We start from the raw sequence: 26,925 nt of genomic DNA, 5'->3' as shown, positions 1-26,925 counted from the left end.
TGGACGGCCAGTCCCTACTTAGAGAGCGCGTTTTTGACGATCTCGCTTACCTGCTTGCCGTCGGCACGCAGACCCTTTGCCTGGATACGCGCCTGTACGGCCTTCATGGCGAGGCCCATCTGTTTCGGTCCAAGATCGTCGCCGGAGACGGCCAGCTCGGCCAGCGTCTCGGTGACCAGCGCGCGAATTTCTTCTTCGCCCGCGGCCTTGGGCATGTATGCCTCGATGACGGTGATCTCTTCGGCTTCCTTCGCTGCCAGCTCCGGGCGGTTGCCCTTGGTGAACTGGTCGATGGACTCCCTGCGCTGCTTGATCAGCGTGGTGAGCACCTGCAGCACTTCGTTGTCGTCAAGCGGCGACCGTTTTTCGATCTCTTTGTTCTTGATCGCGGTCTTTACCATGCGCAGCGTCGATACGCGTTCGCTATCGCGTGCCTTCATGGATGCAATTACGTCTTTTTCAATCTGCTGCGCTATGCCGGAAGTACTCATGTTCTCTTGTCCAAACTCCCCATTATATGAAGAAAGCGGCCCCGGCGTGTGCTCAGTACAATCGTGGGCAAAGGAAAAACCCGAGATGATTCGCAAAACGCGCCTCTTTACTCCTGGTCCGACTCCTCTTCTTCCCGCTGCACAGTTTGCCATGGCGGCCGCCGACATCCACCATCGGACCCCCGAGTTCCGCGCGCTCTACCAGCGGGTGCTCGAGCAGTTGAAAGCCTTCGTCGGCACGAAGAATGACGTTCTTTTGCTTGCCTCTTCCGGTACCGGTGCGATGGAAGCCTCGGTCTCGAACCTCACCTCGCCCGGCGATCATGTCCTGGTGCTCTCGGCCGGCAAGTTCGGCGAGCGCTGGACGGCGATCACCAAGGCCTTCGGCTGCGTGGTCGACACGCTGACCGCGCCCAACGGTGAGACCTTCTCGCTCGCGGAGGTGAAGGCTCATATCAAGCCCGAGACCAAGGCCGTCTTCGTGCAGGCCACCGAGTCCTCGACCGGCGTCCGCCACGATGTTGAAGGCATTGCGAAGCTCATCCAGGAGATCGGCAGCAACGCGCTGCTGGTCGTCGACGCGATCACCGGCCTCGGCACCACGCACTTCGATGTGGACGGCTCTGGCATCGACGTCATCATCGGCGGCTCGCAGAAGGCGGTCATGATTCCTCCGGGCCTCGCCTACCTCGCGCTGAGCGACAAGGCCTGGGCCGCGACCGAGACCTCGAAGAATCCGCGCTATTACTTCGATCTGCGCAAGGAGCGCAAGAACGCCCTCAAGGGCGAGTCGTCCTACACGCCGGCTGTCGCGCTGATCGCCGCGCTGGGCGCCGCGCTCGACTACATCGCCGCGCAGGGCGGAGGCGATCTCGCCGCCGGCCGCAAGGCGCTGGTGGATAACGCCGAGACCTGCGCCGCGATGACCCGCGCCGCTGTCGAAGCCCTGGGCCTCAAGCTCTTCGGGCCTACGGCTCCGGCTGCCGCGGCTACCGCGATTCTTCCGCCGGAGAGCGTCGATTCCGGCGTGATTGTCAAGGAGCTCAAGAGCCGCTTCGCCGCGGTCGTGACCAACGGCCAGGGCGAGATGAAGGGCCAGATCTTCCGCATCGCGCACATCGGCTTCTTCGACTACATGGATACCATCGCCATCATCGCTGCGCTTGAGCAGGTGGCCGTCTCGACATTGAAGATTCCGAACTTCCAGTTCGGGCAGGCTGTCGCTGCTGCGCAGAAGGCATACGTGGAAGCGACAACAGCCAAGAAGCAGGAAGCAGAACCGGTAGGCGCCCGATAGGGCGCCTGCTTTTTTAGCAGCGCCCTTCCGGCTGATGGCTGGTGGGCGCTTTGTCTTTCAGAATCACAGGAGCAGAAATGAAGATCGTTCTCGCCGAGAAAGTTTCCCCGGCTACCCTTGCTGTCTTCCAGAGTGAGCCGGATTGGAAAATCGTTACCCACGACCAGATCAAAGACGGTCTCCCCGCTGAGCTTGCCGATGCCGACGGCCTTGTTGTGCGCTCCGCTGTGCAGGTGGATGACGCGCTGCTCGCCTCTGCGCCCAGGCTGCGCGTGATCGGCCGTGCCGGTGTCGGCGTGGACAACATCGATGCCGACGCCGCTACCCGCCGCGGCATCGTGGTGATGAACACTCCTGGCGCGAATGCTATCGCTGTCGCCGAGCTGACCATCGGTCTGATGCTTGCGCTTGCCCGCCAGCTGCCCAAGGCGAATGCCACCATGCACGCCGGCAAGTGGGAGAAGAAGTCGCTGCAGGGTGTGGAACTGCGCAACAAGAAGCTCGGCATCCTCGGTCTCGGCCGCATCGGTCTTGAGGTCGCACGCCGCGCCCGCAGCTTCGGCATGGAGATCATTGGGCACGATCCCTTCGTCTCCGCCGCTGTTGCGCGCGAGAACGCGATCCAGCTCGTTTCGGTCGAAGAGCTCTTCCGCGACGCGGACTACCTCTCGCTGCACGTCGGTCTTACGCCGCAGACCTCCGGCATCATCAATGCGAAGACGCTTGCCACGATGAAGAAGGGCGTGCGCATTGTGAACTGCGCCCGCGGCGAGCTGATTGTGGAAGCCGATCTGGCCGAGGCCCTCAAGAGCGGTCATGTCGGCGGCGCGGCTCTCGATGTGTTTCACAAGGAGCCGCTGAAGGATTCGCCGTTCTTCAACCTCGAGAATGTCATCCTCACGCCGCACATCGCTGGCTCGACGAATGAGGCGCAGGAGGCTGTCGGCGTGCAGATCGCGCTGCAGGTCCGCGAGTACCTCAAGCTCGGCGTAGTGCAGAATGCGGTGAACCTGCCTTCGCTCTCGCACGAGGAGTACGTGGAGCTGGCGCCCTACATCACGCTTGCCGATCGGCTGGGCTCCTTCCTTTCGCACTTCGCCGAAGGCAACCTCGAGAGCCTGCGCATCTCTTATAACGGCCGCATCAGCGAAGGGAAGACCGACCTCATCCGCAACAGCGCGATCGAAGGTCTGCTCGGCCATAGCGAAGGCGTGAACCGCATCAACGCGACCGCAGTTGCCGAAGAGCGCGGCATCCGCGTCTCGGAAGAGAAGAAGCCAACCGCCTCGGGTGGCGCCGGCAACGTGCTCAAGCTCACCGCGCATACCCAGTCCGGCGAAGTCTTCGCCAGCGGGACTGTGCTGCATGGCACTTCAGCGCGCCTGCTCAACCTCAACGGCATTGACGTCGAGGCGCCGCTGGAAGGCAACCTGCTGGTGCTGCGCAACCAGGATGTTCCCGGAGTGATCGGGCGCATCGGCACCATCCTCGGCGACTTCCAGACCAACATCGCCAACTTTGCACTCGGCCGTGCCGTGCGGGGAAGCGCCGTGCCGGAAGGCACCGCTCTCGCTGTTATCCAGGTCGATGGCGATCTCGACGAGACTGCCCTGCGCGCTCTGCGCAAGGTCGAGGCGATTGCCGAGGTCCGTGTCGCCGCACTCGGCGAAAAGCCGCTGCTGGCCCTGGCCGACTAATAGCCTGCCACGTTGCCAGTCCCCAGTTCTCAGGTACGGGGGACTGGCAACTGAGGCCAGCCGGTAGAATAGAGCCAGCAAGCGCATCTAACCCGGAGTTCTGCACGTGCCTCTCTATGAATACCGCTGCACCCAGTGCGGCCACCAGTTTGAAAAAATTCAAAGCTTCAGCGCCGACCCGCTGACCGAATGCCCGGTCTGCAAGGGCTTGGTCGAGCGCCTCATTTCCGCGCCCGCCGTGCAGTTCAAAGGGTCGGGATGGTATGTCACCGACTACGCCGGCAAGAGTGCTTCGGCGAAGCCCGGACCGTCGTCTACTTCTGCGGGATCGTCCGAGTCCTCCGCTTCCACATCGGAAAGCAAAGCCCCGGCTCCTGCGCCGAGCACGTCCACCGGCAGCTCCGGTTCTTCGAACAAGAGCGAGTGATCGTCACTCGCTCTTGCTCGACTCCTTTTTGCCGTATTCCAATGATCCTTTTACAGTTTTTTTCAGCGTGACCGGAGTGCGGGGACCCTGGCCCCTCTCTTTCGTGCCTCGGAAAGCCCAATGGCGATAGCCTGTTTGCGGCTGGTGACCTTCTTGCCGCTACGGCCCGACTTCAGCTGACCCTTCTTCATTGCCTTGATCTCGCGCTCGACTGATTTCGATGCGCCGGCACTGTATTTCCGGGTTCCGCTCTTTTTTGCCGCTGTCTTCCGGCGTGCGGTTTTCTTCGCTGCGCTCTTTCTGGCGGGGGATTTCTTCACGGCACTCTTTTTGGCTGCCGTCTTTTTCCCTGCGGTCTTCTTGCCTGCTGCTTTTTTCACCACACTCTTCTTGACGGCTCTCTTCTTTACCGCGGATTTCTTCGCCGGAGCCTTCTTCGCTGCCTTTTTCTTGATTGCCATGTGCATTCTCCCTTGTCGGTCCTGTATCGCCGTTGCCACAGCGGACCTCAGCAGTGGGAAGCCTGCTCCGCGTGCAGGGTTGCGCAGCCGCTGGGTGCGGGTACCTTCTGCGTAACGCCCGGAGAAGAGCTTCTGGAAGCGGTTACGAAAAATGGCTGCAAGGGGGTTGACAGGGTTATGGGGGCAGGCAGAGTATGTTGGGCGCGCAAGATAACGTTTACATCCATGAGGCTTAATCCGCTGGGCCCCCAAGCCGGTATTAAGGGAAACCTTTTCCCGGAAGGGAGTCCGCGGACTTTCGGAGAGGTCCAATGACTGCAAGATGCTGTGCTTCTTCCTCTATCCGCTGGATGCGCTGGCTGCTCGCGCTCCTCGTGCTGTTCCTTCCTCATCTGCTCTCCGCGCAGCTTGACCAGGGTGCTCTTGTCGGCACCGTCACCGATCCGCAGGGGGCAGTGGTTCCTCATGCCGCGGTGCAGCTGCGCAATCTCGATACCAACTTCACGGTCCAGGCCGCAACCGATGACAGCGGCGTGTACGTGTTTCAGCCGATCAAGGTCGGCCACTATGCCGTGACGGTGACCGCGCAGGGCTTTGCCACCGAGACCAAGACTGGTCTCGAAGTGCAGGTGGGCGGACGCCTTCAGGCGAATATTCACCTGAAGGTCGGCAGCACCACGGAGTCTGTATCCGTGAATGCCGACGACACGCCGCTGATGCAGACGCAGGATGCCTCCACCGGGCAGACCATGACGCAACAGCAGATCAATGCCATCCCGCTCAACCAGCGCAACTATGTTTTCCTCGCACAACTCTCGAGCGGCGTGACGAACTCGAACGGTTCGCGCGGGCAGGGCAATGGCGACTTCATCGCCAACGGTCAGCGCGCCACACAGAACAACTTCATCCTCGACGGCGTGGATAACAACGCCAACTCGATCGACTTCCTCAACGGCGCGAGCTACAACGTGAAGCCTCCTCCGGATGCGCTGCAGGAGTTCAGCGTCGTGACCTCGGACTCGAGCGCGCAGTTCGGCCACTCGGCCGGCGCGGTGGTGAATGCCAGCATCAAGTCGGGCACCAACCAGTTCCACGGCGACGTGTGGGAATACATCCGCAACAACGATCTGGGCCAGGCTTCGCCGACGGAATGGGCCTCGGGCGTGACCTCGCCGACCACTGTGCAGCCCTATCACCAGAACCAGTTCGGCTTTACCTTCGGCGGTCCGTTTATCCGGAATAAGCTGTTCTTCTTTGGCGATTATGAAGGCAATCGCATCATTGAAGACTCGCCTTCGATCACCAGCGTGCCCACGGCTCTGATGCGCAGCGATCCGGGTAACTTCTCCGAGGAGCTAACGCCGAATCTCAATGGCCTCTCGACGCCGCGGTATATCTATGAGCCGCACAGCGACGGCGGTGCCACCGGAACGGACTATCTCGGCAGCGCCTGCGGCAATGCGATCAACGTGATGTGCGCTTCGGAGATCAGCCCGATCGCCGAGAAGATCTTCCTCGCGGCTTATCCTGCGCCGAACACCGGCCCGGCGGGGCAGACCTACAATAACTACGCGTGGAGCCAGGCGACTACCGATAACACGAACCAGTTCGATGTTCGCGTCGATTATAACCTCAGCGCCAAGGATCAGATCTTTGGGCGCGTGAGCTGGTCCCATGAGGATCGCTATGTTGCCGCTCCGCTCGGGCCGGTCTTCGATGGCGGCGGCACGGACAACGACGGATACTTCAAGAACTACGACAAGAATGCGGTCTTCAGCTGGAACCATGTGTTCTCGCCAAACTTTGTGAACCAGGCTCGTTTCTCCTATAACTGGGGACTCTTCTCCTGGTATCAGCAGAGCTATAACAACGGTTCGCTCGATGCGGAATACGGTCTCGGTGGTCTTGCGCCGTATGATGCGTCGAAGGGGAACGGCGGCCTGGCGCAGATTTATACCTCGGAGTTCAACGAGATCGGGCCTCCGAACTTCCAGCCTTCTCCGGAAGGGCAGAATGTCTACCAGATCATCGACGATGCCACGCGCGTGCTGGGCAATCACTCGCTCAAGTTCGGCGTGGAATTCCAGAACATCCGTTATTCGGTCTATCAGCCGACCTTCGGAACCGGCGCCTATAACTATGGCGGAACGATGACGGCGCTCTCCGGCAGCGCTACGGCTTCAGGCTTTGGTCCGGCGGACTTCTTTGCCGATACGATGAGCTACACCTATACCTCCGATCCCACGCCAACCAACAATGGCCACTGGTACCGTGCGGCCTATCTGCAGGATGACTGGAAGGTGAGCCAGAAACTCACGGTCGGACTGGGCCTGCGCTATGACTTCTTCTCCTCGCCTGTGGAGCGCAACGACAAGCAGGCGGAGTTCTATCCGACGAGTGCAACGAATGCTCCCGGAGCTTCGGGCATGTATATCTTCCCGAAATCGCAGGAGGGCATCGCGCTCAGCTCGAGTTATACCTCGGCGCTCGCGGCCGATAACATCACCCTCGGCTATACCGGCGATCGTGGCCTGGTGACGCCGCAACACATGAACTTTGCTCCGCGCATCGGCATCTCCTACTCGCCGTCCGACCGCATCGTCTTCCGTTCGGGCTTCGGTATCTACTACGGCGGTGCGGAGAACCTGGGCAACTATGTGAACCTTGGCGCGAACTATCCCTATGACATCGAGCAGGAGTGGTACATCACCAGCTGCACCGTGGCGAGCTGCCCGGATGACACGATCAAGCTGGCGACCGGCCCCGCGGCAGGAGCATCGGCTCTGACTGCTCCGACGCTGACAGGCTGGGATCGCAAAGTGAAGACCAGCTACACCATGAACCAGAACCTGAGCGTGCAGTACGGCATCACGCACAACACCACGGCAACCATCAGCTATGTGGGCGCGGAATCGCGTCACCTGGCCGACGTGGTGTGGCCGGATGGATGGACGGCGCTCGAGCCGCCCGGCGTCAGCGGACAGGCGACCGAGCCTTATCCGACCTTCAACGGCAATATCCACCAGCTCATCTTCGGTGCGATCGGCAACTACAACTCGCTGCAGGCCAAGCTCGAGCGGCGCTTCTCGAATGGCCTGAGCTTCCTCACCTCCTACACCTGGGCGCACAGCCTGGACGATGCGCGCGAGCCGCTGCCCAGCAACAACGACGGCGGCGACCGCATGTATCCGGTTTTTGGCGTGCGCATCGACTACGGCAACTCGCCCTTCGATGTTCGGGAGAAATTCAACCTCTCCGGCACCTATGAGCTGCCCTTCGGTGTAGGACGCAAATATCTGAACCATCGCGGCTGGGCAGACACCCTCGCGGGCGGATGGGATGCGACAGCGCTCTTCCGCACGCAGGATGGCTTCCCGTTCACGGTGTCGTCGAATACCTCGACGGTGAATGGCGCGGGTGCCTATCCCTACCTGATCAGCGACCCCTTCAAAGGCGGCGGTACGGCACCGGCCAGCAACCCGACGATCACCTGCCCGGCAAAGGTAAGAACCCGCGCGAACTGGTACAACCCGTGCGCCTTCGCAGATCCTCCGCTGGCCAGCTCGGTCACGCAGGAGATTACCGGAGCGGCGAATATCCTTCCCTATCTCGGCAGCCCGCGCTCGCAGATTTCAGGCCCAGGATGGCAGCGCGTGGATATGACCCTGACCAAGAACTTCACCACGTTCCGCGAACAGTATCTGCAGTTCCGCGCCGATGTTTATAACCTCTTCAACACGCCCGCCTGGGGAACGCCGTCGAATACGTCGACGTCGAACATCGGCGGTCAGATTACAGGCACGGCATTCCTGGGCAATTATTCGCCCGATCCGCGCTTTCTCCAGTTGGCTCTGAAGTATTACTTCTGAGCGTGATTGCCCTCCGAGGCCGGACATGCAACGTGTCCGGCCATTTTTTACGCATTCGCAATTCGGCGCACGATCTGTTACTCGTTCTTGCGGGAGATCGAACTGTGCCGCAATCGCATGAAACCGCTCCGTCGTCTGCTTCTTCCGCTACCCGCCGTGAATTTTTGCAGGGCTCGCTTGCCGCGGTCGGCGCCACGCTTGCCGCCAGCGGCAGGCTTTCCGCGCTCTCGCCCAGGCAGAAGCGCCCTAACCTTGTCTTCTTTCTTGGGGAAGGCCAGCGCGCGGATGCGCTCTCGATTGCCGGCAATCCCATTCTCAAGACGCCGCATCATGACCGCATTGGCCGCGAAGGCATGCGTTTTGAGAATGCCTTTTGCACCAATGCGCTTTGTGCCCCGGCTCGCGCCACGGCGTTGACCGGTCTCTACTCGCGCACGAATTCCGCGCTCGATAACAACGGTTCGCATGTGCCGCTGCCGAGCGATATTCCGCTGTTTACCGATCTGCTCCACGAAGCTGGCTACGAGGTCGCCATCCTGGGCAAGGTGCATGTGCGCAATGGCGTGGAAGAGCGCTACTGGGACTACTACTTCGGACACAACGATCCTTCGAATAATTATGTCAATCCGTTCTTCAAGGAAGGCCGCAAGGGCAAGGTCGGCGAGGAGAAGCAGTACCCCGGCGTTTATCCCGACGATCTTACCGTTGACCGCGCCCTTGCATGGTTAGAAGAAGACCGCGGCGACAAGCCCTTCTGTCTGCTTGTCTGGTTTGTCGCTCCGCATGAGCCTTACTTCCGCGCGCGGAGGCACTTCGATCTTTATCGCGACACGCCGGTCGAAAAGCCTGCCACCTTCGACGATGACCTGAAGGGGTATCCCGGCAAGCCGAAGGGTTTTGTTGCCGCGGAGAACAAAATCGGCACCACGATGACGCACGTTGCCTGCGGTTCGCATGAAGGCATCGTGAAGGACTACTACTCTGGCCTGGTTGCTGTGGATGAGAACATCGGACGCATCGTCGCATGGCTCGAGAAGAAGAACATTCTCGATGAGACCGCCATTGTGCAGACCTCAGATCATGGTTACTTCCTGGGGGAATTTCGTCTCTTCGACAAGCGGCTCATGCATGAGCCGTCCATTCGCGTGCCACTGATGATCCGCTATCCTGAGCGCATTCCGGCGGGTACCGTACGCAAGGAACAGGTTCTCGACATTGACCTTGCGCCGACGCTCCTCGATCTTGCCGGGCTGCCTGTCCCGGCGCATATGCAGGGCAAGAGCGTGCTGCCGCTGGCTAAGGCCGCAGATCCGGAGTTCCGCCGCGAGTGGTATTACGAGTACTTCGAGTGGCCCAACCCCGAGGCTGTGCGCCCGCATCGCGGCATTCGCACCGAGCGATACAAGCTTATTCACTATGGGATGGAACCGCAGGAGTTCGAGCTCTACGATCTGCAGGCCGATCCCGGCGAGACTACGAACCTGTACGGTCGCCCGGAGACCTCAGCTCTGCAGCAGCATCTGCTCGCCCGTCTCGATGAGCTGCAGCAGAAGGTGCCGGCTGCTACGCATCCGCCCGGTGCTTGAAGCCGTTGTGCCGGTAAAGAAAATCCCGCGAAGGCCTTCGCCTTCGCGGGATTTTTGTTGCTTGGGATGCGAGCTTTACCAGCCTCCTTGTCCTGCTCCGTTCTGCCATGGGCGGAAGCCGCTCTTTACGAGCGTCATGGCCAACGCGATGACATCCCGGTTATTCGGCAGCTCGATCGACTGCACGGTCTTCGAGCCGTCGAGCGGCAGGATGTACTGGTAGAGGTTGAAGGTGTCGTCGTCCTGCGAGCCATCGTTGTAATCACGATAGGCCATCGCGTACACCTCGGACTCGTTCTGGTAGTGGGCGGGTGTGTACCAGTCGCTGAAGCTCTGCGTCAGAGTACGGCTCAGAGTTTTCTTTGACTGGGTTCCGTCGGTGTAGGTGATGGTCACGGTCTGCGCGGTCTGGTCTCCCTGCACGCCGGTGCCGAGGATGCGGATCTGATCGTACTTCCCGCTCGGCAGTGCAATCGCCGAGCCTGCACCGTAGACCACGTTCGGCTGGTTGGCCGCTGCGATGGTGTACGCGATGCCGTTGGCGATGAAGCTGCGCGAGCCGGTCTGGTCGCCCAGCAGGTTTGCCGAATAGGCCGCGCCACCACCATCGATACCACCCGAGGCGGAGAACGTCGAACCGTCCGTGTAGATGCCGGTGGCGTTGAAGGCGCTGGCGAGGTTCACCTGCGTCCCGAGATCCGGGCTCACCAGGGTTGCTGCCAGCACGATCACGTCGCTGTTATTCGGCAGGGTCACGCTCTGCACTTCCTTGGAGCTGTTGAGCAGGAAGGCATAGCCGTAAAGGTTGAACTGCCTTGTGTCTTCGGTTCCGTTCTCCTCGTTGCGATGCTGCGAGGCGATGGCTTCGCCTTCGCCGAGATTGCTCGACGGCGAGTACCAGTCGCTGAAGCTCTGCGTGAAGCTCTGCGTCGTGCCGTCCGTGTAGGTCACGGTCAGTGCCTGGTTGGTCTGGTTGCCGTCGATGCCGGTGGCCAGCAGTTGCAGGGTCGAGAACTTGCCCTTGGGCAGTGCGATGGTCTGTCCTGCGCCGGCTACGCCATTCTCGGTGTTCGCCTTGCCGAAGTTGAACTGCACGCCATTCAGCACGCGCGCCGTGGAGAGCTGGTTGGCCGAATAGGCATAGCCGCCCAGTCCGCCCTGCGTTGTGAATGTGGTGCCGTCGCTGAATGCGGCATAGGCGTTGTACGCGCTCGTCAGGTCCACAGGGGTACCCGCGCCCCACTTGCCCAGCGCCGCACTTACCTCCAGTGCTGCGGAGGAGTACTGCTGGGTGAGGCTGCCCGAGGTTGCGCTGATCGCGACCGGATTGTTGACGCCTGTCAGCGCCATTGGCCCGGCCAGCAGCGCCAGCGTTGCGGTGTCCGACTTCGTGTTCGGAAGGAATCCAGCATCCACGCCCGTCGGCAATGAGCCGTTGTAGGCGAACTTCACCTTTCCGGTGAAGCCGTTCTCCGGTGCAGCGGTTACCGTGGCCGTCGTGTAGTCCTTCTGGTTCAGGTAGAGAGTGGTCGGTGTCATCGTCAGCCCGAAGTCCGGCAGGGCCAGCGTGATGTATGCCGTCTGCGTGATTCCCTGGGCGCTGCCGGTTACGACGACCAGCAGATTGCCGCCGGGCGTGGCGCTGGTGGTCGCCACGTCGAGCGTTGTGGAGCCGGAAGTGGTGATGGAGGACTGACCCAGCGTCGCGGTTACGCCGGCAGGTCCGTACGATCCGCCGATGACCTTCGCAGTGAGCGTGACTGCGCCGGTGAAGCCGTTTGTCGGAGTCACGGTAATCGTCGTCGAACCGCTTTCTCCTGCAGTCAGCGGAATGGAGTTTGCCGAGGCGGTCAGGGTGAAGTTCGGGCTGCTTGTCGAAGCCGGCCCAATCACGTTCAGAGTCGCCTGTCCGTTTGGCGTGCCCCAGCCAGTCACCAGGTCATAGCCTGCTACCGCCGAGAACATGTCCGGGCTGCTCGAGTTGAAGTCGTTGCCGGTTGTGATGTCGTGGAAGAGGTTGGTGTAGTTCGAGGTCTGTCCGATCGCGTAGACCTGCGGATTCAGAGAGCCGATGGGGATTCCGTTCGACTGCTCATTGGCCAGGGCCAGAAAGCCCGCCCAGCGCGGAGCCGAAAGGCTGGTGCCACCGATGCCCGTCTGGCAGCTGCCATTCGCGCAGTAGTAGTTGTCGGTGTTGGCTTCCATCGACACGTCAGGAATATTCCGGTACTGCGTTGAGCCCTGGTTCTGCGCATTGATCACCGGGGTCTGGTAGCTGGGGATTGCCGAGGCCGGATTCCATCCGCCGCCGCTGCCCACCCAGCCGGACTCCGATGACCATGCGCCGCCGGGCCCGGTTGTGGTGAGGTCCGTGCCGCCTACTGCGGTGATGTAGGTGCTGTTGCCGGGATAGCCGACCGTACCGACCGCAGCGCCGCTGTCGCCCGAGGAGACAAAGACATTCTGTCCCTGTGCGAGCAGCTCCATGAACACCTGCTCGTAGCCCGGTTCCGTCTCCGGTGTGCCGCCCCAGCCGAAGGAAAGGCTGATCTGCTTGGCCGCGTCATCCTCTGCGGCCTGCGCGAAGGCCGTCTGCGCATCGGTGTCCGGTCCGTTCGTCACATAGACGATCAGCGCGGAGAGATGCGGCGCCATGGAGATCGCCTGCTCCATGTCGATGACCTCTTCGCCGTCGTCGCAGCCGCCGGTGGAGGGCAGCCCTGAGCAGATGCCGTCCACGCCCAGCAGAACGTTGAAGATCGGCACATCGAGAGGCTGGCCGATGGTGCTGAAGTAGTTCTGCACATCGCTGATGTTGTAGGGCCCAAGCTCGACCAGTCCGACGGACTGGCCGGTGCCATCCAGCGTCACGCCGGAGGCATAGGCGGCGCGCATGTCGCTGCCCAGGAAGGAGCCGCCTGTGCCGGAGCCTGTGGTGTAAGACTGCGCGGCATGGCTGGCTTTCACCAGGTAGTTATGGGGAAGCTCATAGTTCGTCAGTCCGTGCACATCCACGATCGGCTCGCTGGCATCGACCGTCGGCTCTATGTTCGGAGCGAAGAAGGTCCGGTTCTCCGTCGGATGCTGATACTGCCGCATGGTCACTGCGAAGGTCTTGTTTACCGAGGAGACGGGCGCGGTCACATTCAGCACCATGCGCGTGGTGTGCGTGCGCGTTACCGTCATGCCCTGCGCCTTCACGTAGGCGATGAGTTTGTCGTAGTCCGCCTGCGTGGGGCCGAAGCGCGCGGTGAACTCCGCCGGGGTGAGGTACTTGTGATACTGCGGGCTGGAGGGATTCTGCTGCTGCTGGAGCAGTGTCTGCAGCTCCTGCTTGTTGCGTATGGGGAGGGAAATGGTGAGCCCCATCGTCTGGCTCGCCGCCATGGTCTGGCCGGACGATGCAGCGTTGGACGGTGCGGCAATGTGTCTTGGCAGATGCACGCGCTGGGCTGCTGCATCTGCGCTGCTGCAGAGTGGGATCGCAATCATCGTAAGAGAGGAAAGGGCGAACTGCAGCCAGAGGCCTCTTCGGGGGAAACCGCGCATAACTTGTATCTCCGTTTCACAAACACAGTCGATGTTGTTACTGCAGGCAAAGCGGGGAACTGACAACAGAGGGAGCGGAATTCAGGCCATGCGGGAGCGTTCGACCGGCGATCGAAGTCTGCTGGCCGCAGGGCGGGTAACGGAACTGTAGCAATCTATATTCCGGTGAAATGCAGGATGGAAACGATTCCACCGTGGCGGCATCTTTACACTTCGACCGATGCCTGTCAACCAGCTTTTTCTGGAGTCCTTCTGGAAATCACGCCTGAAGCCAGTGGCACGGCGCCCGAAAACTGGCAGGAGCATGACCTATATCGATTTGCTGCGCCACGGGCAAGATGACAAATCTGGAAGGCAATAAACAACGCGGCGTCAGCTCTTGCATCGCGGGCGCCGCGTTGTTTACCTGGGGCTCTCAGAAGATGATTCTGCCGGCAAACTGGAGTTCGCGTGCTGTGCTGGCAGTACTGCTGACGACGCCGAATGTGGAGTCGTTGATGTTCGCGTCCGGGGTTCCCATGACCGGGTGATTGGCCAGGTTGAAGCTTTCGGCCCGGAACTCGAAGCTCAGATCGTCGTGGATGGGGAACTTTCGGAAGACCGAGGTATCGAGATCCCAGAATCCCTGCGTGCGTAAGGAATTTCGTCCCGCGGTGCCATAGGTGTAGAGCGGCGGTGTGGCATATGCGGCCGTGTTGAACCACTCCTTCGGGGATCGCTTGATGCCGTTGGGGTCGCCGACGATATCGAGCGTTTCATAGGTTGCGCCATTGCCGGTGTGTGCGACGTCGCTGCTTGTATCCGGAGTGTAGACCTGGCCGGAGCGGGCGGTGAAGATGTTGTTCAACTGCCAGTTGCCCAGGATGTAGTCGAGGAAGGGCTTCCCGGTGGAGAAGGTTCGTCCTCTGCCGACGGGGATTTCATAAAGCGTGTTAACCGAGAGAACGTTTCTAAGATCGGTGCCCGATACCGAGTAGCTTCCATAGCCGGAGGGGTTATAGGGATCCTGCGGCACGGTGCCTTCTACGCCGAACCAGCCATCGCCGCCGACATTCATCGACTTCGACCAGGTGTAGGCGACCTGATAGGAGAAGCCGTTGTTCAGGCGCCGGTTCAGCATGAATTGCGCAGCATGGTAAGAGGACGATCCGATGCTGCGGTCGTAGTAGGTGGGAGCGATGTAGGGGAAGAGAGCCTGGGATTGCGGGTCGGCAGGGCCGGGCTTGAGCGCGGTGTTGTAATAGCCGCCCACATCGTTTCTGCGTCCCACGGAGCCCACATAGTTCAGGCCGACAGTGGTCGAGCTGCTGACCTGGCGCTCGACTCCGAGTGTCCACTGCTCGGAGTAAGCATTCTTGATGTGCGGATCGTAGAACCACTGCACCTGCTGGAAGGGAGTCGCGGCAGGAAAGAGTCCTGCCGTACTGCCGGCGAAGGGATTCTGCGCCGTTGCGTTAGGTGTGACGGCTGTGGTGCTGGGTATGTTCAGGCTGTTGTTGATCAGCTGGCCTACGTCCGGCCAGGAGCCTTCGATGTTCTGCGCCATCTGGCTGACCGCGGCCCAGTTGTCATAGACGATGCCGAAGCCGCCGCGAATGGCTGTCTTCTCGTCATAGCGGTAGGCGAAGCCCAGGCGAGGGCCGAAGTTGTCGTAATCGTTGTGTGCGATCTTGCCGCGCGGGTCGACTACGACGTGCTCGGGCAACGTGCCGTCTCCGGGAATGCAGGGCGCATGGCCGCGCACACTGCATGCCGGCGGCACTTTCTGCAGGATGTAGGTCCCGTTATCGAGATCCATGTCGCCGGTCTCGATACCACCGTTTTGACCGACCGTGGATTCCTTGCCGTAAGGCGGAATGAAGGTGATGTCGTAGCGCAGTCCGAAGTTCAGGGTGAGCTTGGGGAGTGCCTTCCAGGTGTCCTGAATGTATGCGCTCATCACGCCGCCGGGCCGCGTGGTCTCGTTCACATTGCGGCGATTGGCGCTGTTGGGAACGTTGAGGATGAAGGAGGCAATGGAGTCGCCCGGCTCGGCGGAGTTCTGCGGGTTGCCGGTCTGCTGCGCCGCGAAGCCCAGGTTGGCGTAACCGATCGGGCTGGCGAAGGAGTTGCTGGTATAGCCGCCGCCGATGTGCAGCTCATGGTCGCCGATGATCTTCGTGACTGTGCCGTCGACCTGCGTGCTGTCGGTGACCTTGGGCTGATTCTGAATGCTCTCGCCGCCGTCGGCAAAGCCGGAGATGCCTGGGTCAGGCAGCAGATTGCCGTCATTGTCGGCGTTGAAGCTGCCGGCGAAGTCGGTCGAGAAGCCGACATCGCCGAAGACGCTGGTGATGGATTTGGTCCAGCGTGTTTGCCCGTTGTGCTGGACCAGGGTGTGTGCTGCGTCGACCTGCACGATCAGGCTGGGGTTGAAGGTATGGACAAAGCTGCCGCCCCAGTTGCGGCCCGGCTCCGTAGTCGTATTGGCGAGATCCGGTACGCCTCCGGACTGGGTAAGTGTGGAGTTGATGGCGCTGTAACGGAACCACGCAGAGCTCTTTTCGCCGATGGTCTGATCGACGCGCGCGGTCCACTCATTCTGACTCTGCACGATCGGCGTGGGATCGATCGCGTTGTCCCCGGTTGAGCCGATTTCCGCGCCGGCTGCCGGAAATACAAACTGTGCAAAGGCGACCATCTGGGGGCTGATCAGGCTCGAAGGAATTTGGTTGTTCGTAAAGGGCTGCCTGGTATAAACCGGGTTCCCCGCCGCGTCGGTGCTGAGCGTGGTGGAAAAGGGATTGTAGATCTGTGTGGGCCAGTCGCTTTCGTCGCCTGCAAGCTCAGCCGCGGTCGGAACCTTCAGCAGGGAATCGTTCTGTCTCGTGTAGCGGAATCCCTGGTAGGCGCCAAAGAAGAAAGTCTTGTTCTTTCCGTTGTAGAGCCTGGGGAAGATCACCGGACCACCGGCTGAGACACCGAACTGATTCTGGCGGAAGGCTGGAACCTCGGAGAAATACTCCTGGGCATCGAAGGCGTTGTTGCGAATGTATTCCCACATCGTGCCATGCAGCGCGTTTGTGCCGGATTTCGTGACGACGTTCACCACGCCACCGAGCACCGAGCCCGACGAAGCATCATCGGTGTGCGACACGATCTTGAATTCCTGGATGGCGTCGATGATCGGAGGGACTGCGTAGGTGCTGAGCAGGCTGCCGTAGTTATCCAGGCCATCGGTGTAGTAGAAGTTGCTGCGATTCGTCTGGCCGTTGATGGCGGGGAAGGTAAACGACGAGCCCTCGGCCGTGGCCGGCCCGGCAAAGCCGCCGCCGCTGCTCTGGCTTACGTTGATGGGCACAACGCCCGGCGTGAGCTGCAGCAGCTGCGTGAAGTTGCGGCCATTCAAGGGCAGATCGTTGACCTGCTTGGTCTCCATCACCGTGCCCAGGTTCGAGCTGGTCACATCCAGGCGAGCTGCCGCGCCCTGGACGGTCACCACCGTGTTCTGCACGCCTATGGCGAGCGAAAAGTCGTAGGTGGCAATCTGGTCGACCACAAGCGTGAAGCTGGGAATCTGCTGCGTGCCGAAGCCATTGGCTGTTGCTTCCAGCGTGTAGTGGCCGGGAAGGATGCTCACGATGGCATACACGCCGTCGCTGTTGGTCGTCGTGGTGCGCTCGACGTTCGTATCCAGATTGCGCAGCTTTACCGCTGCATTGGGAATTGCCGCTCCCTGCGGGTCTTTCACCACTCCGTTCAGCGATGCGGTGGATACCTGGGAAAAGCCATTCAAAGTGAGGAGACAGAGTCCGAAGACGAAACTGAGCCAGCGCAAAGAAACCTTCATGCGTATTCCCTCCCGAAAAACGCCAGGCGGCTCTTTTCCTATCAGCGGATGATTCCCGATCTTTGTCGATCAGCCGGAAATCCATGGGCGATTACACGACGAAATTCCGCGGATGCAGATGCTACCTGTTTTTACACGTCAAATGATTGGTTTGCTTGTCAAACGCAAAGCAAGCTACGCGAACGCGGAAAAATTTGTCAATGGGATTCTCGGAAAGAGAGCCGTGGAGCAGGAAAGAAGGGGATGTGAGGCGTGCGGGAAGGGACTATTGCACGGCCAGAATGCGGAGTGACTTTTCGATATCCGCATCGCCCGGGGAGAGCTTTTGCGCGAGAAGAAGCTCTTCCCGGCAATCGTTGTAGGCGCCGGAGCGGCAGTAGATCAGTCCGAGATCCTTGTGCAGCTGAGGGAGGGCAGAGCAGCTCTGGCAGGCGGCAAGCGCCTCTTTCATATGGGCGATCGCCTGCGGCCAGTCATGGGCGTCCGCTGAGGCCAGTGCGAAATTCCCCAGCATGCTGGCACGATCCATCACGTGCTGTTCGGCCTGCAACCTGATAAATCGATCCTGTAACTGTTTCGCCTCTGCCGGATCGGTTTGGGCGAGAATACGCGAGAGGTTATAGAGCGCTTCGCCGTAATTCGGCTGAATCTCGATGGTCTTGCGCCATTCGGTAATGGCGGCGGGACGGTCTCCAGCGTTGAGCAGCTCCCGTCCCAGCATGTAATGAGCCTCTGCGTTGCCGGGTTCGATGGCAATCACCTTGCGCAGATCGTCGACGGCCTCGCTGTCTTTCCCTTTTTGCCTGGCGATCAGGCTGAGCAGATACCAGGATTGAGCAAACCGGGGGGTGATGCGCAGGCTGGTTTCGAGCTCCGGCTGCGCTTCGTCATTGCGCTGCATATCCAGCAGCAGACGCCCTTTGTTGTAGTGGGCGATGGCGCTCCGGGGTGCGAGACGGATCGCTGTGGAGAATTCCTGGAGCGCGTTGTTGAGCTGCACCTCGTCGGCCAGTGCGATGCCGAGATTCAGGTGAGCATCCGATGAGTCGGGCTCGATGGCGCAGAGTTTGCGAAGGGTTGCGATCGCTTCGTCCTTGCGGTCGAGGCGGGAAAGAACCATGGCCAGCGGCGTGAGCACGGAGGGATCGTTGGGACTGAGAGCATCGGCTTTGCGCAGCTCCGCCTCCGCTTCGCTGTAACGGGATGCCTCCGCAAATACCAGGCCGAGATTCACTCTGGCCTGTAGATCGGATGGATCGCCGCTCAGCAGGCCGGAAAGGATGTGCACGGCTTCCTCGGTATTTCCTGTTCCGGAGTAGGCTGCCGCAAGGTCGAGTTCTAGCGGCTCACTGGCCGGTGCGCCTTTCAGGATGGCAATCGCTTCGGTGTATTTTTTCTGTTCGATCCAGGCTTTTGAAATGCCATCGAGCGCAGCCAGCGATTTCGGATCGCTCCTGAGCACGATTCGAAATTCTGCGATGGCGGCGTCGGTCTGGTGCAGACGGCTGAGCGCGACACCCAGCGCCGCGTGGGCCTGCAGTATGCCGGGACGCAGCCGCAGCACCTTGCGAAGCTCCTGCTCGGCACGGGTGTCATCGCCCGCGTTCAACAGCGTGAGGCCGAGGTCGTAGCGGCTCTGCCAGGAGTCCGGAGCCAGCTTCAGTGCTACCTCAAAGGCGCTCGTCGCGCAGGGGAGTTGGTGCTGGCCTCCGAACCACTCTCCGAGTGCCGTCCAGGCAGGAGCGGAGGGATGCGAGGAGACGGCCTGCTCGAGATCCTGAGGCCCGTGGCATCCGGGCAGCGGCTCTGCCCAGGACGTGCGGAGAACTGTCATGAAGAAGAGCAGCAGCGCCATGGTTGCGGCTGCAGGAGCTTTGCTGCGGCGCACTTCGGAGCGTGTCTTCTTCTGTTCAGGCAGATTCATGTTGAGGTCGTATCCATATGTCGGCACACCCTAGCAGCCTCGCAACGCGCGCGACAACGCCTTGCTTTGCACTACGGGCTTGTGGAGGATGCCTGCACGCGCGCGAGCATCTGTCGCATGAAGGAGTCCTGAGGGAAGACGCTGAGATAGGCTTCCAGCGCGCTCTTGGCTTCTGCATATTGGCGGAGACCGATATAGCTGACGATGAGTTTCTTGCGTAGAACCGGGTTGAATGGGTCCTGCTCTACGGCGTTGCGAAGCAGGTCCGCCGCTTCCTGTGCTTGTCCGAGCTTCTCGAGTGCTTCTGCCAGGTCGCCGGCAACGGCGGGTTGCGTGGAGTCAAGCTGCAGCGAGTGGCGAAGATATTTCTCCGCCTGTGTCATATCTCCGCTCTTCAAGGCTCTGCGTCCCAGCGCCGCTTGTACAAGCGCATTTTCCGGTTGGCTCCGGCTCAGCAGGTCCAGGATTTTCAGGTACGGCTCTACATACTCAGGCTTGCTTGCCGAGAGCTCGCCATATGCCTGCAGCAGGGTAAGCAGCGGAGGCGAGTCCGCCTGTTTGCCTGGCGACGGATCGAGAAGAATCAGATCCGGCAGCGAGGCGCTCGTCTGCTGAAACGCAAGATCGGGAAACGGTTCTCCCGGAGTGCGGACGATGCGGTGATTGGTGGCGTTCGTGTGCGCGATGGTCTGAATCGCCCGCTTCGGCATGTGGCAGCCGATGCAGTTATCGGCGGGTGTGCTGCGCTGGCGCGCCTCGAGCGGAAGACGGCAGCTGTGGCTGGTGTGGCAGGTCAGGCATTTTTGATTGAAGTATGCAGGCGCCTGCTCTTTTGATGGCTCGACGTGCGGGTCGTGACAGGTGATGCAGCGCATGCGTCCGGCGCTGGCGCGATAGCACTTGCTCAGTGTCATCGCATAGTAGTGATCCACGTGGTCGTCATCGGGAGGAGCCTCCCGCGTAGGTGGGATTTTGAAGATTGCCAGCACATCGTTGAGCGGCATGCCCGGATGGAAATCGGAATACCGCTTGCCCGGCTGCAGCACGCGCACATCGTCGCCCTGATGACAGGACATGCAGAGGTTATCGGACAGCGTGCTGCTGAGGCGCGCGGGATTGACGATCAGATCGTCTTTCGCGCCTTTTGCCGCGCGCATCGTCATGGCGCGGATATGCTGTTGCCCTGGGCCATGACACTTCTCGCACCCGATGGCGGCTTCCGAGAATGCAGGTTCTTCGTATTGTCCGTTTGTGGAGGCAACGGGGCGAGGAAATCCGCTGTGGCAGGTGATGCATCCGGTGAGAATCGGACGACTGAAGCCGTAGTCGGCGAATTCATATCCGGGCGAATAGCTCCACGCCTGGGTCTTTGCGTAAAACGACAAAGGCGCCTGAAAGAGATAGCGATCGCGGCTTGCCAGAAATCCTAATCCGTTTTCTCCCGCACCGATCATCCATGCCAGCGCATGCGTGTCGCGAAAGACCTCGTTGCCCGATGCATCGGTTTCAAACTCGCCTTGAAGCAGCGCGCCATTGTTTGCGTAGACGGTAAAGTGCCGATTTTTTGCCGGATCGTCGTAGCTTGCGGGGAGATGCAGCGTCCGGATGAGCGCAGGCGTGATCTCTGCCATCGAGCGCCCCATGCTCGTGTGCTGGTATTCGTCATAGATCTGCTGGTGGCAGTCTGCACACGCCTTCGAGCCGACGTATGCGTTTCCCGTGCTGCCAGGTTGAGCCGCGGCACGCGGCTTGTGCAGCAGCAGGCATGCGGCCCATAACAGGATTACCGCGCATATCGCCCCATACGTTTTGCGCTGCGTCCTGTGGCTTTGCGATCGTTGTGTGGGTTCTGCAGGCGGCATTCTTTGTCCCGATCTGTCGCCTCGAAGACTACTGGAATCTTTGCGCCAGTCGCACGGAAATTGTGTAGAGCCAAATTCTGCTGTGACATGATTCCATGCCACAGCATGCGCGCCCTCGCTCCATCATGGAGTACGGGCAGGGAGTAAGAGCGCACATGCTGTGGCACGATGTTCGTTGCGTTTTATGCCGTCTTCAGTACCAGTACGCTTGCGATCGGGTCTGGAGCCTGTTCGGGCAGAGCAACCTCAAGACCTTTTTCTGACTGCGTTACCTTCAAAGGCTTCTGCTGTTCGTCCGCCAGCAGATAGGCCCCGGTCACATGCCGCGGGACTGCATCCAGATGGAATGATCCGTTTGGCCACTCGAAGAGGTGGATATAGATCTCGTTCGCTTTTGTGGTGGAGCGCCACTGCCATGCGGGAATGAACTTCGGCTTCCCTTCCTTGTCCTTTTCTGTCGGCGAGAAAGAACCGGCTTCCGCACCAAACAGGGTGGGCTGCGTCGCATAAATGGATGCGCCATTCACGGACAGCCACTTGCCTACAGCCTGCAGCCGTTCGACCTCCGGCGCGGGAACTTCACCCGTCGCCATGGGGCCGATATTCAGCAGGTAGTTGCCGCCCTTGCTCGCAATGTCGATCAGGTTGCGGATCAGTGTTTCCGTGCTCTTGAAGTTCGTATCGTCCTGCTTGAAACCCCAGGTGTCATTCATCGTCATGCACGATTCCCAATCTCGTCCGGGATAGCCGCGCGCGGGGATGTATTGCTCGGGCGTCTCGGTATCTCCTTCATAGCCGCCGCCGAGGCGGTTATTCCAGATCAGCCTGGGATGCTGATTGAGCACCTTGACGATATCGCCGGCCAGCTCCGGGGTCATGTCCTTGGTGGGCGTGTCGAACCAGACGATGGCGGGATATTCTCCGTAATTCGTGAGCAGTTCTTTGATCTGCGGGATCGCTTTTTTGTGGAGATACTCGGAGAAGCTGCCATTCTGCGCCGGGTCCCAGTGGAAGGTGGGAGGCTGGTGATCGCCGGTTTTGTATGCCGCGCCGCCGGGCGCTGTCCAATCCTGATCCTGCGAGTAATAGAAGCCCAGGCGGATGTCCTGCTTCCGGCACTCTTCTGCGATTTCCTTCAGCGGATCGCGCTTGAAGGGAGTCGCCTGCACGATGTTGAATGGATCGGCCTTGGAGTCGAACATCGCAAAGCCGTCATGATGTTTCGAGGTGATGACGATGTACTTCATCCCTGCCGACTTGGCGAGGCCGACAATGGTTGCGGCGCTGAACTGTGTCGGATTGAACTGCGGCGCCAGCGCTTTGTAGTCGGCGACGGGAATGGATGCGCGGTTCATAATCCATTCGCCGATGCCGGGAATCTCTTTTCCATCCCATCGTCCTGCTGGAATCGCGTAGAGGCCCCAGTGGATGAACATGCCGAATCTCGCCTGGCGAAACCATCCCAGGCGCTCCTCTTTCTGCGCGGCTGTTTCCGTGTCCTGAATCGGTGGAACCGGATGCGCCTGGGTGGTTTGAATGTGCTCGCCTTGAATCTGTGCCCAGAGCTGCGTGGATTTCTCTCCGATCGCCAGACCGGATGCGGCCAGCGCAAAGCCTTTCGAAAACGTCCGCCTCGATACCCTCATGAAATCGCCCTCTCCCTCGGAAGTGCTTGCCGTATCGCTCCGCGCTGTTATCTCCGGAGAACCGGCACGGCTAAACACTCTATCATTAGCGATACTCGATATTCATATGCGGAACAGGAAGATGGCCTTGATCGCAGTGTCCGGAATGTTCGTTTTTGAACACTCCTTATCTCCATAGAGTTATTGATGCGATAACCATGAATGTGATTTACGATGGTAGCCTGCTGACGGTAGTTCTGCTCCGGAACTAACTAGTGCTCCCATCTGCTTCTATCTAGCAGGCCTGCAAGTTGTGGCCTCGCTATCCAACTTCTATCCTTAAAAATCCCACGCAGGAGTTGATTTTCCCCTATGCAGGTTCTCAGATCGTGTGTCCGTAAGGTTGTGTTTGGAAGCGTTGTCGCCCTCGCGCTCGCAGTCAGTCTGCTGCCGTCGGCCATGGCTCAAGGCGATATTGTCACGGCACTCAAGCAGAAATATCGGCTCTCAGAGATCAATATGCAGGGAGTCGTCGTGAATCCCGGAACCGTGTTCACCGTCGAAGCAGACGGGATCAATGCCGAACCCTACCCGACGATGATTACCTTTGAAAATCCTGTCGTCGATGGGCAGGTAAAGCAGCGGTCGAAAGGCCTCGGTTTTCTCAAGAGCTCGAATCTGCAGATTCTGCAGCCGGGCCAGAAGGTCTATATCACCAAGATCAACAGCAGCTCGGGGAACGATGACGAGCTCAAGGTGACCATCATCACCAGCGATGCCGTGCTGGCTACGTATTCGAATGGTGCGTATGGCGGCCAGTATCAGGCGGCCAAGAGATATTCCACGACTCTGGCGTTCAAGCTTCCCAAGGGTGCGTTGACTCAGATGTCTTTGGATGATGCGTCCAAGATGATCGAAGCTATTCTTTCGATCAACGCAGCGGACCAGGTTCGCGTGCATGATGCAGGCGTGGTTACGCGCTCGTGCGAACCGCATTGCGCGATCTCGGCCACGACAGGTGCGCCGGTTGGAACACCCTCTGCAGAGCCCGGCGGCGCGCCTGCCGGCAGCAACGGCACACCTACGATCAGCCTGGGGCAGAGCATCGATCAGGTCACTGGAGTGATGGGGCAGCCGCAGCAGATCGTCGACCTCGGCTCAAAGAAGATATACAAATATCCCGACATGAAGGTCGTCTTTGTGGATGGGAAGGTCAGCGACGTTCAGTAGCGCAGTTGTATGGCATCTCCAAAGCGATCCGGCGCGCCATGTGCGCGCCGGATCGCTTTGTGGTGATATTCCGGCTCAATTGGCGGCGCCCAGGTTTGGAGCTTGCTGCGCTGGCAATGATTTGCCGAAGTAGTCGAAGCCGCCATTCTGTTCTATCACCTGGCCTGCACGCAGAGCCGGCGACCCGCGCTTCAGTCGGTATTCCTTCGGATCGCGGAAGAAGCCCGCTTTTCCGGAATGCGCATTGGCTTTCCCCGCGCCGCCTGCGCGAAAGCGAGGATCGGCAGCAAGGTTATGGCCGGCTATGCTCTCCTGATCGCTTTTCGCCGGGGTGATAGCAGGAAAGAACAGATTGCGCTCGATCTGGCTGTCTGCATTGACCGGCAGGGTTGAAAGCTGCTTCACCTCGCCGGTGGAGTAGAGGATGTTATTGCGGAAATCGATGTTCCGGCTTTGAAAGAAGACGGTATCCAGGCTGCCGGTATAGAACGTGTTGTTGTAAATTCGATTGCTGAGGCTGCCTGTTTTCCCATCCTGATAGAAGAGGCGGTGGCCGCCCTGTCGCGCCGCCATCATGGCATCGTTCTGGCTGATGTTATACCGCACCACAATATTTTTCGCCGAGCTCATGAAGAGCATGAAGCCGCGCGCGTTGTCGTGGGTGTAGTTGTATTGGAAGATGTCGCCGTCGGTGTCGATATCGGCGTCGAAGGCTTCTCCGTCGTTCGGGCCTCCCGCCGTAGTTCCGTAGACTTCATTGAATTGGATCAGGGTGTGGCGGCTGGCGTAGGTCCAGACAGCGGCGTAGTTCGCCGCGTCGCTCATGCAGGCATTGCGCACGCGGTTGTGCTCGATGATCGAGCCGCCGCTTGATCCATGCAGCACGATGCCGTCGCCGTACACATCTTCAATCTCGTTGTTGCGGAAGATCACCCTCGATGTCGTCAAAGGGCTGTTATTGCGAATGCCTTCTACTGTAACTCTTGCGACATGGCAGTTTTCTACTCTTGCATCGTCGATATTTACGTCATACAGGATGCCGCCGCTGATCTTTGTGTAGTGCGGATCTCCGTAGCCGACGGAGTTGACATCATGTACGTAACAGTCACGGATATAAATGTGATGCTCGAGGTTTTTCTGCGAGCTTGATTCGACAAGGATGCCGCGCAACACATGCGTGCCTCCGGCAGGCTGAGAGTTGGTCAGCTCGAGGTGATGGATCTCCCAGTATGAAAGGTCTTTGAGGTCCACGGCGGAGGAGTGATCGGTTCCAGGGCCGTGAATGATGGGTTCAGGCCCAGAGCCGTAGGTGTCGAGGATGACGGGATGGCCTTCTGCGCCTGAGCCCTGCGGCGTGAGCTGGCCGGACCATGCATCTCCCCGATGGAAGAGGATGCGATCGCCCGGCGCGAAGACATGACGATTGACCTGGTCCAGTGTCTTCCAGGCATCATTTTTGCGCAGGCCCGAGTTGGTGTCGCTCCCGCTGGAGGATATGTAATAGGTCGCAGCATGGGCCGCTCCCGCGCCGCACAGGAGCGCACTGCATAAGAGCGTAGGACGGATGATATGGAGCGGAAGCCTGGACATGGCGCGATTGTATTCTTCCCTGAGAGTTGGAGACGGAGCAGAAGTTATGCTCCACTTCTCGGATTTATTGCAACGTAAAGACGGCGGCGCTGTAAGCGGGCACAGACAAGGGCGCGCCGGCAGAGATGGGCTGTGTGATGAGGGTGATATCCCGCTGCGACTCTGGAGATGGTGCCTGCAGACGTTGCACGTGCCGCGGAGGGTTCTGTTCCTGCGCGAGATGAATGACCGCATGAGTCGCGCCTTTATTGATAACCGCTAAGCGGTGTGGGCTGCGTAGCGCATAGGTGGATATCTCGGATAACTCGGTCTCGCGATGCACCGCGACGATCTCGGCGTTTTGCAGTGTGCCGGCCATTTGCAGTCCGTGATAAATCGGCCGTGGTGCAAAGGGCTTTCCCGATCCGCCTGCGATGGGTGTGTACCGCCCATTGGCTCCGCCATGGAAGTACACGCCCTGCTGTCCGGAGGCGGCCAGTTGGAGAAAGTAATCGACGGCCCAGAGAGAGGCTGCGAAGACATCGCTGACGCCTGCCTTGCCTGCGTTATAGCAGGAGTTTGTTTCGGCCATGACGTAAGGCAGATTCCTTTCCCGGCAGATGGCTTCGATGGCTGCCATGTCCTGGGTGAGAACTTTATCCGGTGCAAGCAGCTTGCCGATGTTTACCGAGGGATCGGTGGGCGGACCGACTGCGTAGTGATGACCAGTAAGCAGGATGACCGACTTCGGCGCCGCCTGCGCAAAGTCGCGAATCCAGCTTGTATCCTGCGCGATATCCGGCCCGGCAAAGCGTGCGGTGGGGACCACGTCGAGAATCGCGTCGTGAACTTTTTTCCATTCGGAGAAGTAATCTTCAAAGCGATAGCCGGGCTTGCGCAGATGGTTCATGACATAGTGATCCGGCTCGTTGCCGATCTGGAAGGCGATCAATCTTGGGCCGAGTGTGCGTGCGGCAAACTGCGCTTCTTTGGCCGCATTCTCGGGACTCATCTGGGCGAGATTGATTCCATAGATAGCCTTCCATTGTGTTTGATCGAGAAATGCGCGGAGATTCCGGATGGATTGCCTGGAGATCGGCGCGCGCGCGATTTCAGCTCCAGAGCTTGGATCGGCTCCGATGGAGTGAAAGGATGCAGCGGGTGCGCGGAAGAGGTCTGGCGACCATGTGGTGTATTCGCTGAGATTGCCGCCGAGGCGGAGAACTCCCTGCGGTGAAAGCCGGCGAAACAGGTGGATCAGGTCCCTGTTCGCGGGAGAAAAGAAATCCGGCGCGCTCAATTGCGAAGCCTCATAGCTAAGGCCGAGCATGTTCGCGGGGATGCGGGAGATCACCCGGTCCCAGTCGACGGATATCGAAAGATGCTGCGCATCCTTCTGTGTCGCGCCCCGGGGGGGCTGTCGCATCTCTGCGCGTAGAGGGGACGTGCGAAGCAGGGGATAGGTGGCTGCAACCCTTGTGAGCTGCGCGAGAAACGCGCGCCGGCTGC

The 26,925-nt window shown here is 60.0% G+C and carries 15 protein-coding genes and 1 pseudogene; 6 read left to right on the top strand and 10 right to left on the bottom strand.

From position 1 onward, the window contains the following. Positions 1 to 14 precede the first annotated feature (14 nt). Positions 15 to 491, bottom strand: coding sequence for a GatB/YqeY domain-containing protein (locus tag ESZ00_RS07010; protein WP_129207401.1), 477 nt, complete (start codon positions 489 to 491; stop codon positions 15 to 17). Positions 492 to 576: 85 nt separating this feature from the next. On the opposite strand from ESZ00_RS07010, the gene ESZ00_RS07005 reads away from it, so the two are divergent. From ESZ00_RS07005 to ESZ00_RS20275, 3 genes and pseudogenes are all read left to right on the top strand, one after another. Beyond that, on the top strand, positions 577 to 1,788 hold the full coding sequence (locus ESZ00_RS07005) for a pyridoxal-phosphate-dependent aminotransferase family protein (RefSeq protein ID WP_129207400.1): 1,212 nt from the start codon (positions 577 to 579) through the stop codon (positions 1,786 to 1,788). Between the two features lie 77 nt (positions 1,789 to 1,865). Next, entirely contained in the window at positions 1,866 to 3,485 is a 1,620-nt protein-coding gene (gene serA / locus ESZ00_RS07000) for a phosphoglycerate dehydrogenase (RefSeq protein ID WP_129207399.1), read from the top strand. Positions 3,486 to 3,591: 106 nt separating this feature from the next. After that, a pseudogene (locus tag ESZ00_RS20275) lies at positions 3,592 to 3,732 on the top strand (FmdB family zinc ribbon protein); the annotation flags it as partial. A gap of 26 nt (positions 3,733 to 3,758) precedes the next feature. Here the strand turns inward: ESZ00_RS20275 and ESZ00_RS20270 are convergent. Both ESZ00_RS20270 and ESZ00_RS20265 read right to left on the bottom strand, forming a co-directional pair. Further along, entirely contained in the window at positions 3,759 to 3,902 is a 144-nt protein-coding gene (locus tag ESZ00_RS20270; RefSeq protein ID WP_229741095.1) for a hypothetical protein, read from the bottom strand. A 72-nt stretch (positions 3,903 to 3,974) separates the two neighbouring features. Continuing rightward, positions 3,975 to 4,373: a DUF6496 domain-containing protein gene (locus ESZ00_RS20265; RefSeq protein WP_229741005.1), complete on the bottom strand. Its 399-nt coding sequence runs from the start codon at positions 4,371 to 4,373 to the stop codon at positions 3,975 to 3,977. A gap of 311 nt (positions 4,374 to 4,684) precedes the next feature. Here ESZ00_RS20265 and ESZ00_RS06985 point away from each other — a divergent pair, with 311 nt between their 5' ends. Both ESZ00_RS06985 and ESZ00_RS06980 read left to right on the top strand, forming a co-directional pair. After that, positions 4,685 to 8,242, top strand: coding sequence for a TonB-dependent receptor (locus tag ESZ00_RS06985; protein ID WP_129207397.1), 3,558 nt, complete (start codon positions 4,685 to 4,687; stop codon positions 8,240 to 8,242). Between the two features lie 104 nt (positions 8,243 to 8,346). Next, the gene (locus ESZ00_RS06980) at positions 8,347 to 9,828 is read left to right on the top strand and encodes a sulfatase family protein (protein WP_129207396.1); all 1,482 of its coding nucleotides are present in this window, start codon (positions 8,347 to 8,349) and stop codon (positions 9,826 to 9,828) included. A gap of 75 nt (positions 9,829 to 9,903) precedes the next feature. Here ESZ00_RS06980 and ESZ00_RS06975 read toward each other — a convergent pair whose 3' ends face one another. The 5 genes from ESZ00_RS06975 to ESZ00_RS06955 all read right to left on the bottom strand — a co-directional run bounded on the left by ESZ00_RS06975 (position 9,904) and on the right by ESZ00_RS06955 (position 22,638). Next, on the bottom strand, positions 9,904 to 13,272 hold the full coding sequence (locus ESZ00_RS06975) for a S53 family peptidase (RefSeq protein WP_229741004.1): 3,369 nt from the start codon (positions 13,270 to 13,272) through the stop codon (positions 9,904 to 9,906). 520 nt (positions 13,273 to 13,792) lie between these two features. Beyond that, on the bottom strand, positions 13,793 to 17,206 hold the full coding sequence (locus tag ESZ00_RS06970; RefSeq protein WP_204520162.1) for a TonB-dependent receptor: 3,414 nt from the start codon (positions 17,204 to 17,206) through the stop codon (positions 13,793 to 13,795). A 265-nt stretch (positions 17,207 to 17,471) separates the two neighbouring features. Beyond that, a complete protein-coding gene (locus ESZ00_RS06965) occupies positions 17,472 to 19,130 on the bottom strand; it encodes a tetratricopeptide repeat protein (RefSeq protein ID WP_129207395.1) in 1,659 nt (552 codons plus the stop codon). Positions 19,131 to 19,201: 71 nt separating this feature from the next. Next, positions 19,202 to 20,761, bottom strand: coding sequence for a tetratricopeptide repeat protein (locus ESZ00_RS06960; protein WP_164981381.1), 1,560 nt, complete (start codon positions 20,759 to 20,761; stop codon positions 19,202 to 19,204). A gap of 413 nt (positions 20,762 to 21,174) precedes the next feature. Beyond that, positions 21,175 to 22,638, bottom strand: a complete 1,464-nt coding sequence (locus ESZ00_RS06955; RefSeq protein ID WP_129207393.1) for an alpha-L-fucosidase — start codon at positions 22,636 to 22,638, stop codon at positions 21,175 to 21,177. A 351-nt stretch (positions 22,639 to 22,989) separates the two neighbouring features. Between ESZ00_RS06955 and ESZ00_RS06950 the strand changes: the two genes are divergently transcribed. After that, positions 22,990 to 23,847, top strand: coding sequence for a hypothetical protein (locus tag ESZ00_RS06950; protein ID WP_129207392.1), 858 nt, complete (start codon positions 22,990 to 22,992; stop codon positions 23,845 to 23,847). Between the two features lie 75 nt (positions 23,848 to 23,922). Here the strand turns inward: ESZ00_RS06950 and ESZ00_RS06945 are convergent, their stop codons facing one another. Further along, the gene (locus ESZ00_RS06945; RefSeq protein ID WP_164981380.1) at positions 23,923 to 25,437 is read right to left on the bottom strand and encodes a right-handed parallel beta-helix repeat-containing protein; all 1,515 of its coding nucleotides are present in this window, start codon (positions 25,435 to 25,437) and stop codon (positions 23,923 to 23,925) included. A gap of 64 nt (positions 25,438 to 25,501) precedes the next feature. Then, positions 25,502 to 26,842 (bottom strand): glycoside hydrolase family protein, encoded by a 1,341-nt coding sequence (locus ESZ00_RS06940; protein WP_164981379.1) that lies wholly within the window; start codon positions 26,840 to 26,842, stop codon positions 25,502 to 25,504. Positions 26,843 to 26,925: the final 83 nt, after the last annotated feature.

Origin of the sequence: Silvibacterium dinghuense (assembly GCF_004123295.1) — a bacterium.
Lineage (GTDB): Bacteria > Acidobacteriota > Terriglobia > Terriglobales > Acidobacteriaceae > Silvibacterium > Silvibacterium dinghuense.
Note: the sequence above shows the minus strand (reverse complement) of the source record. Positions and strands in the feature narration are given on the sequence as shown.

Excerpts from the sequence above, each read along its gene's own strand:
- ESZ00_RS07010 (WP_129207401.1), bottom strand. The coding sequence starts at position 491 with ATGAGTACTTCCGGCATAGCGCAGCAGATTGAAAAAGACGTAATTGCA.
- ESZ00_RS07005 (WP_129207400.1), top strand. The coding sequence starts at position 577 with ATGATTCGCAAAACGCGCCTCTTTACTCCTGGTCCGACTCCTCTTCTT.
- serA (WP_129207399.1), top strand. The coding sequence starts at position 1,866 with ATGAAGATCGTTCTCGCCGAGAAAGTTTCCCCGGCTACCCTTGCTGTC.
- ESZ00_RS20265 (WP_229741005.1), bottom strand. The coding sequence starts at position 4,373 with ATGGCAATCAAGAAAAAGGCAGCGAAGAAGGCTCCGGCGAAGAAATCC.
- ESZ00_RS06985 (WP_129207397.1), top strand. The coding sequence starts at position 4,685 with ATGACTGCAAGATGCTGTGCTTCTTCCTCTATCCGCTGGATGCGCTGG.
- ESZ00_RS06970 (WP_204520162.1), bottom strand. The coding sequence starts at position 17,206 with ATGAAGGTTTCTTTGCGCTGGCTCAGTTTCGTCTTCGGACTCTGTCTC.
- ESZ00_RS06965 (WP_129207395.1), bottom strand. The coding sequence starts at position 19,130 with ATGAATCTGCCTGAACAGAAGAAGACACGCTCCGAAGTGCGCCGCAGC.
- ESZ00_RS06960 (WP_164981381.1), bottom strand. The coding sequence starts at position 20,761 with ATGGCAGAGATCACGCCTGCGCTCATCCGGACGCTGCATCTCCCCGCA.
- ESZ00_RS06955 (WP_129207393.1), bottom strand. The coding sequence starts at position 22,638 with ATGAGGGTATCGAGGCGGACGTTTTCGAAAGGCTTTGCGCTGGCCGCA.
- ESZ00_RS06950 (WP_129207392.1), top strand. The coding sequence starts at position 22,990 with ATGCAGGTTCTCAGATCGTGTGTCCGTAAGGTTGTGTTTGGAAGCGTT.
- ESZ00_RS06945 (WP_164981380.1), bottom strand. The coding sequence starts at position 25,437 with ATGTCCAGGCTTCCGCTCCATATCATCCGTCCTACGCTCTTATGCAGT.
- ESZ00_RS06940 (WP_164981379.1), bottom strand. The coding sequence starts at position 26,842 with ATGCGACAGCCCCCCCGGGGCGCGACACAGAAGGATGCGCAGCATCTT.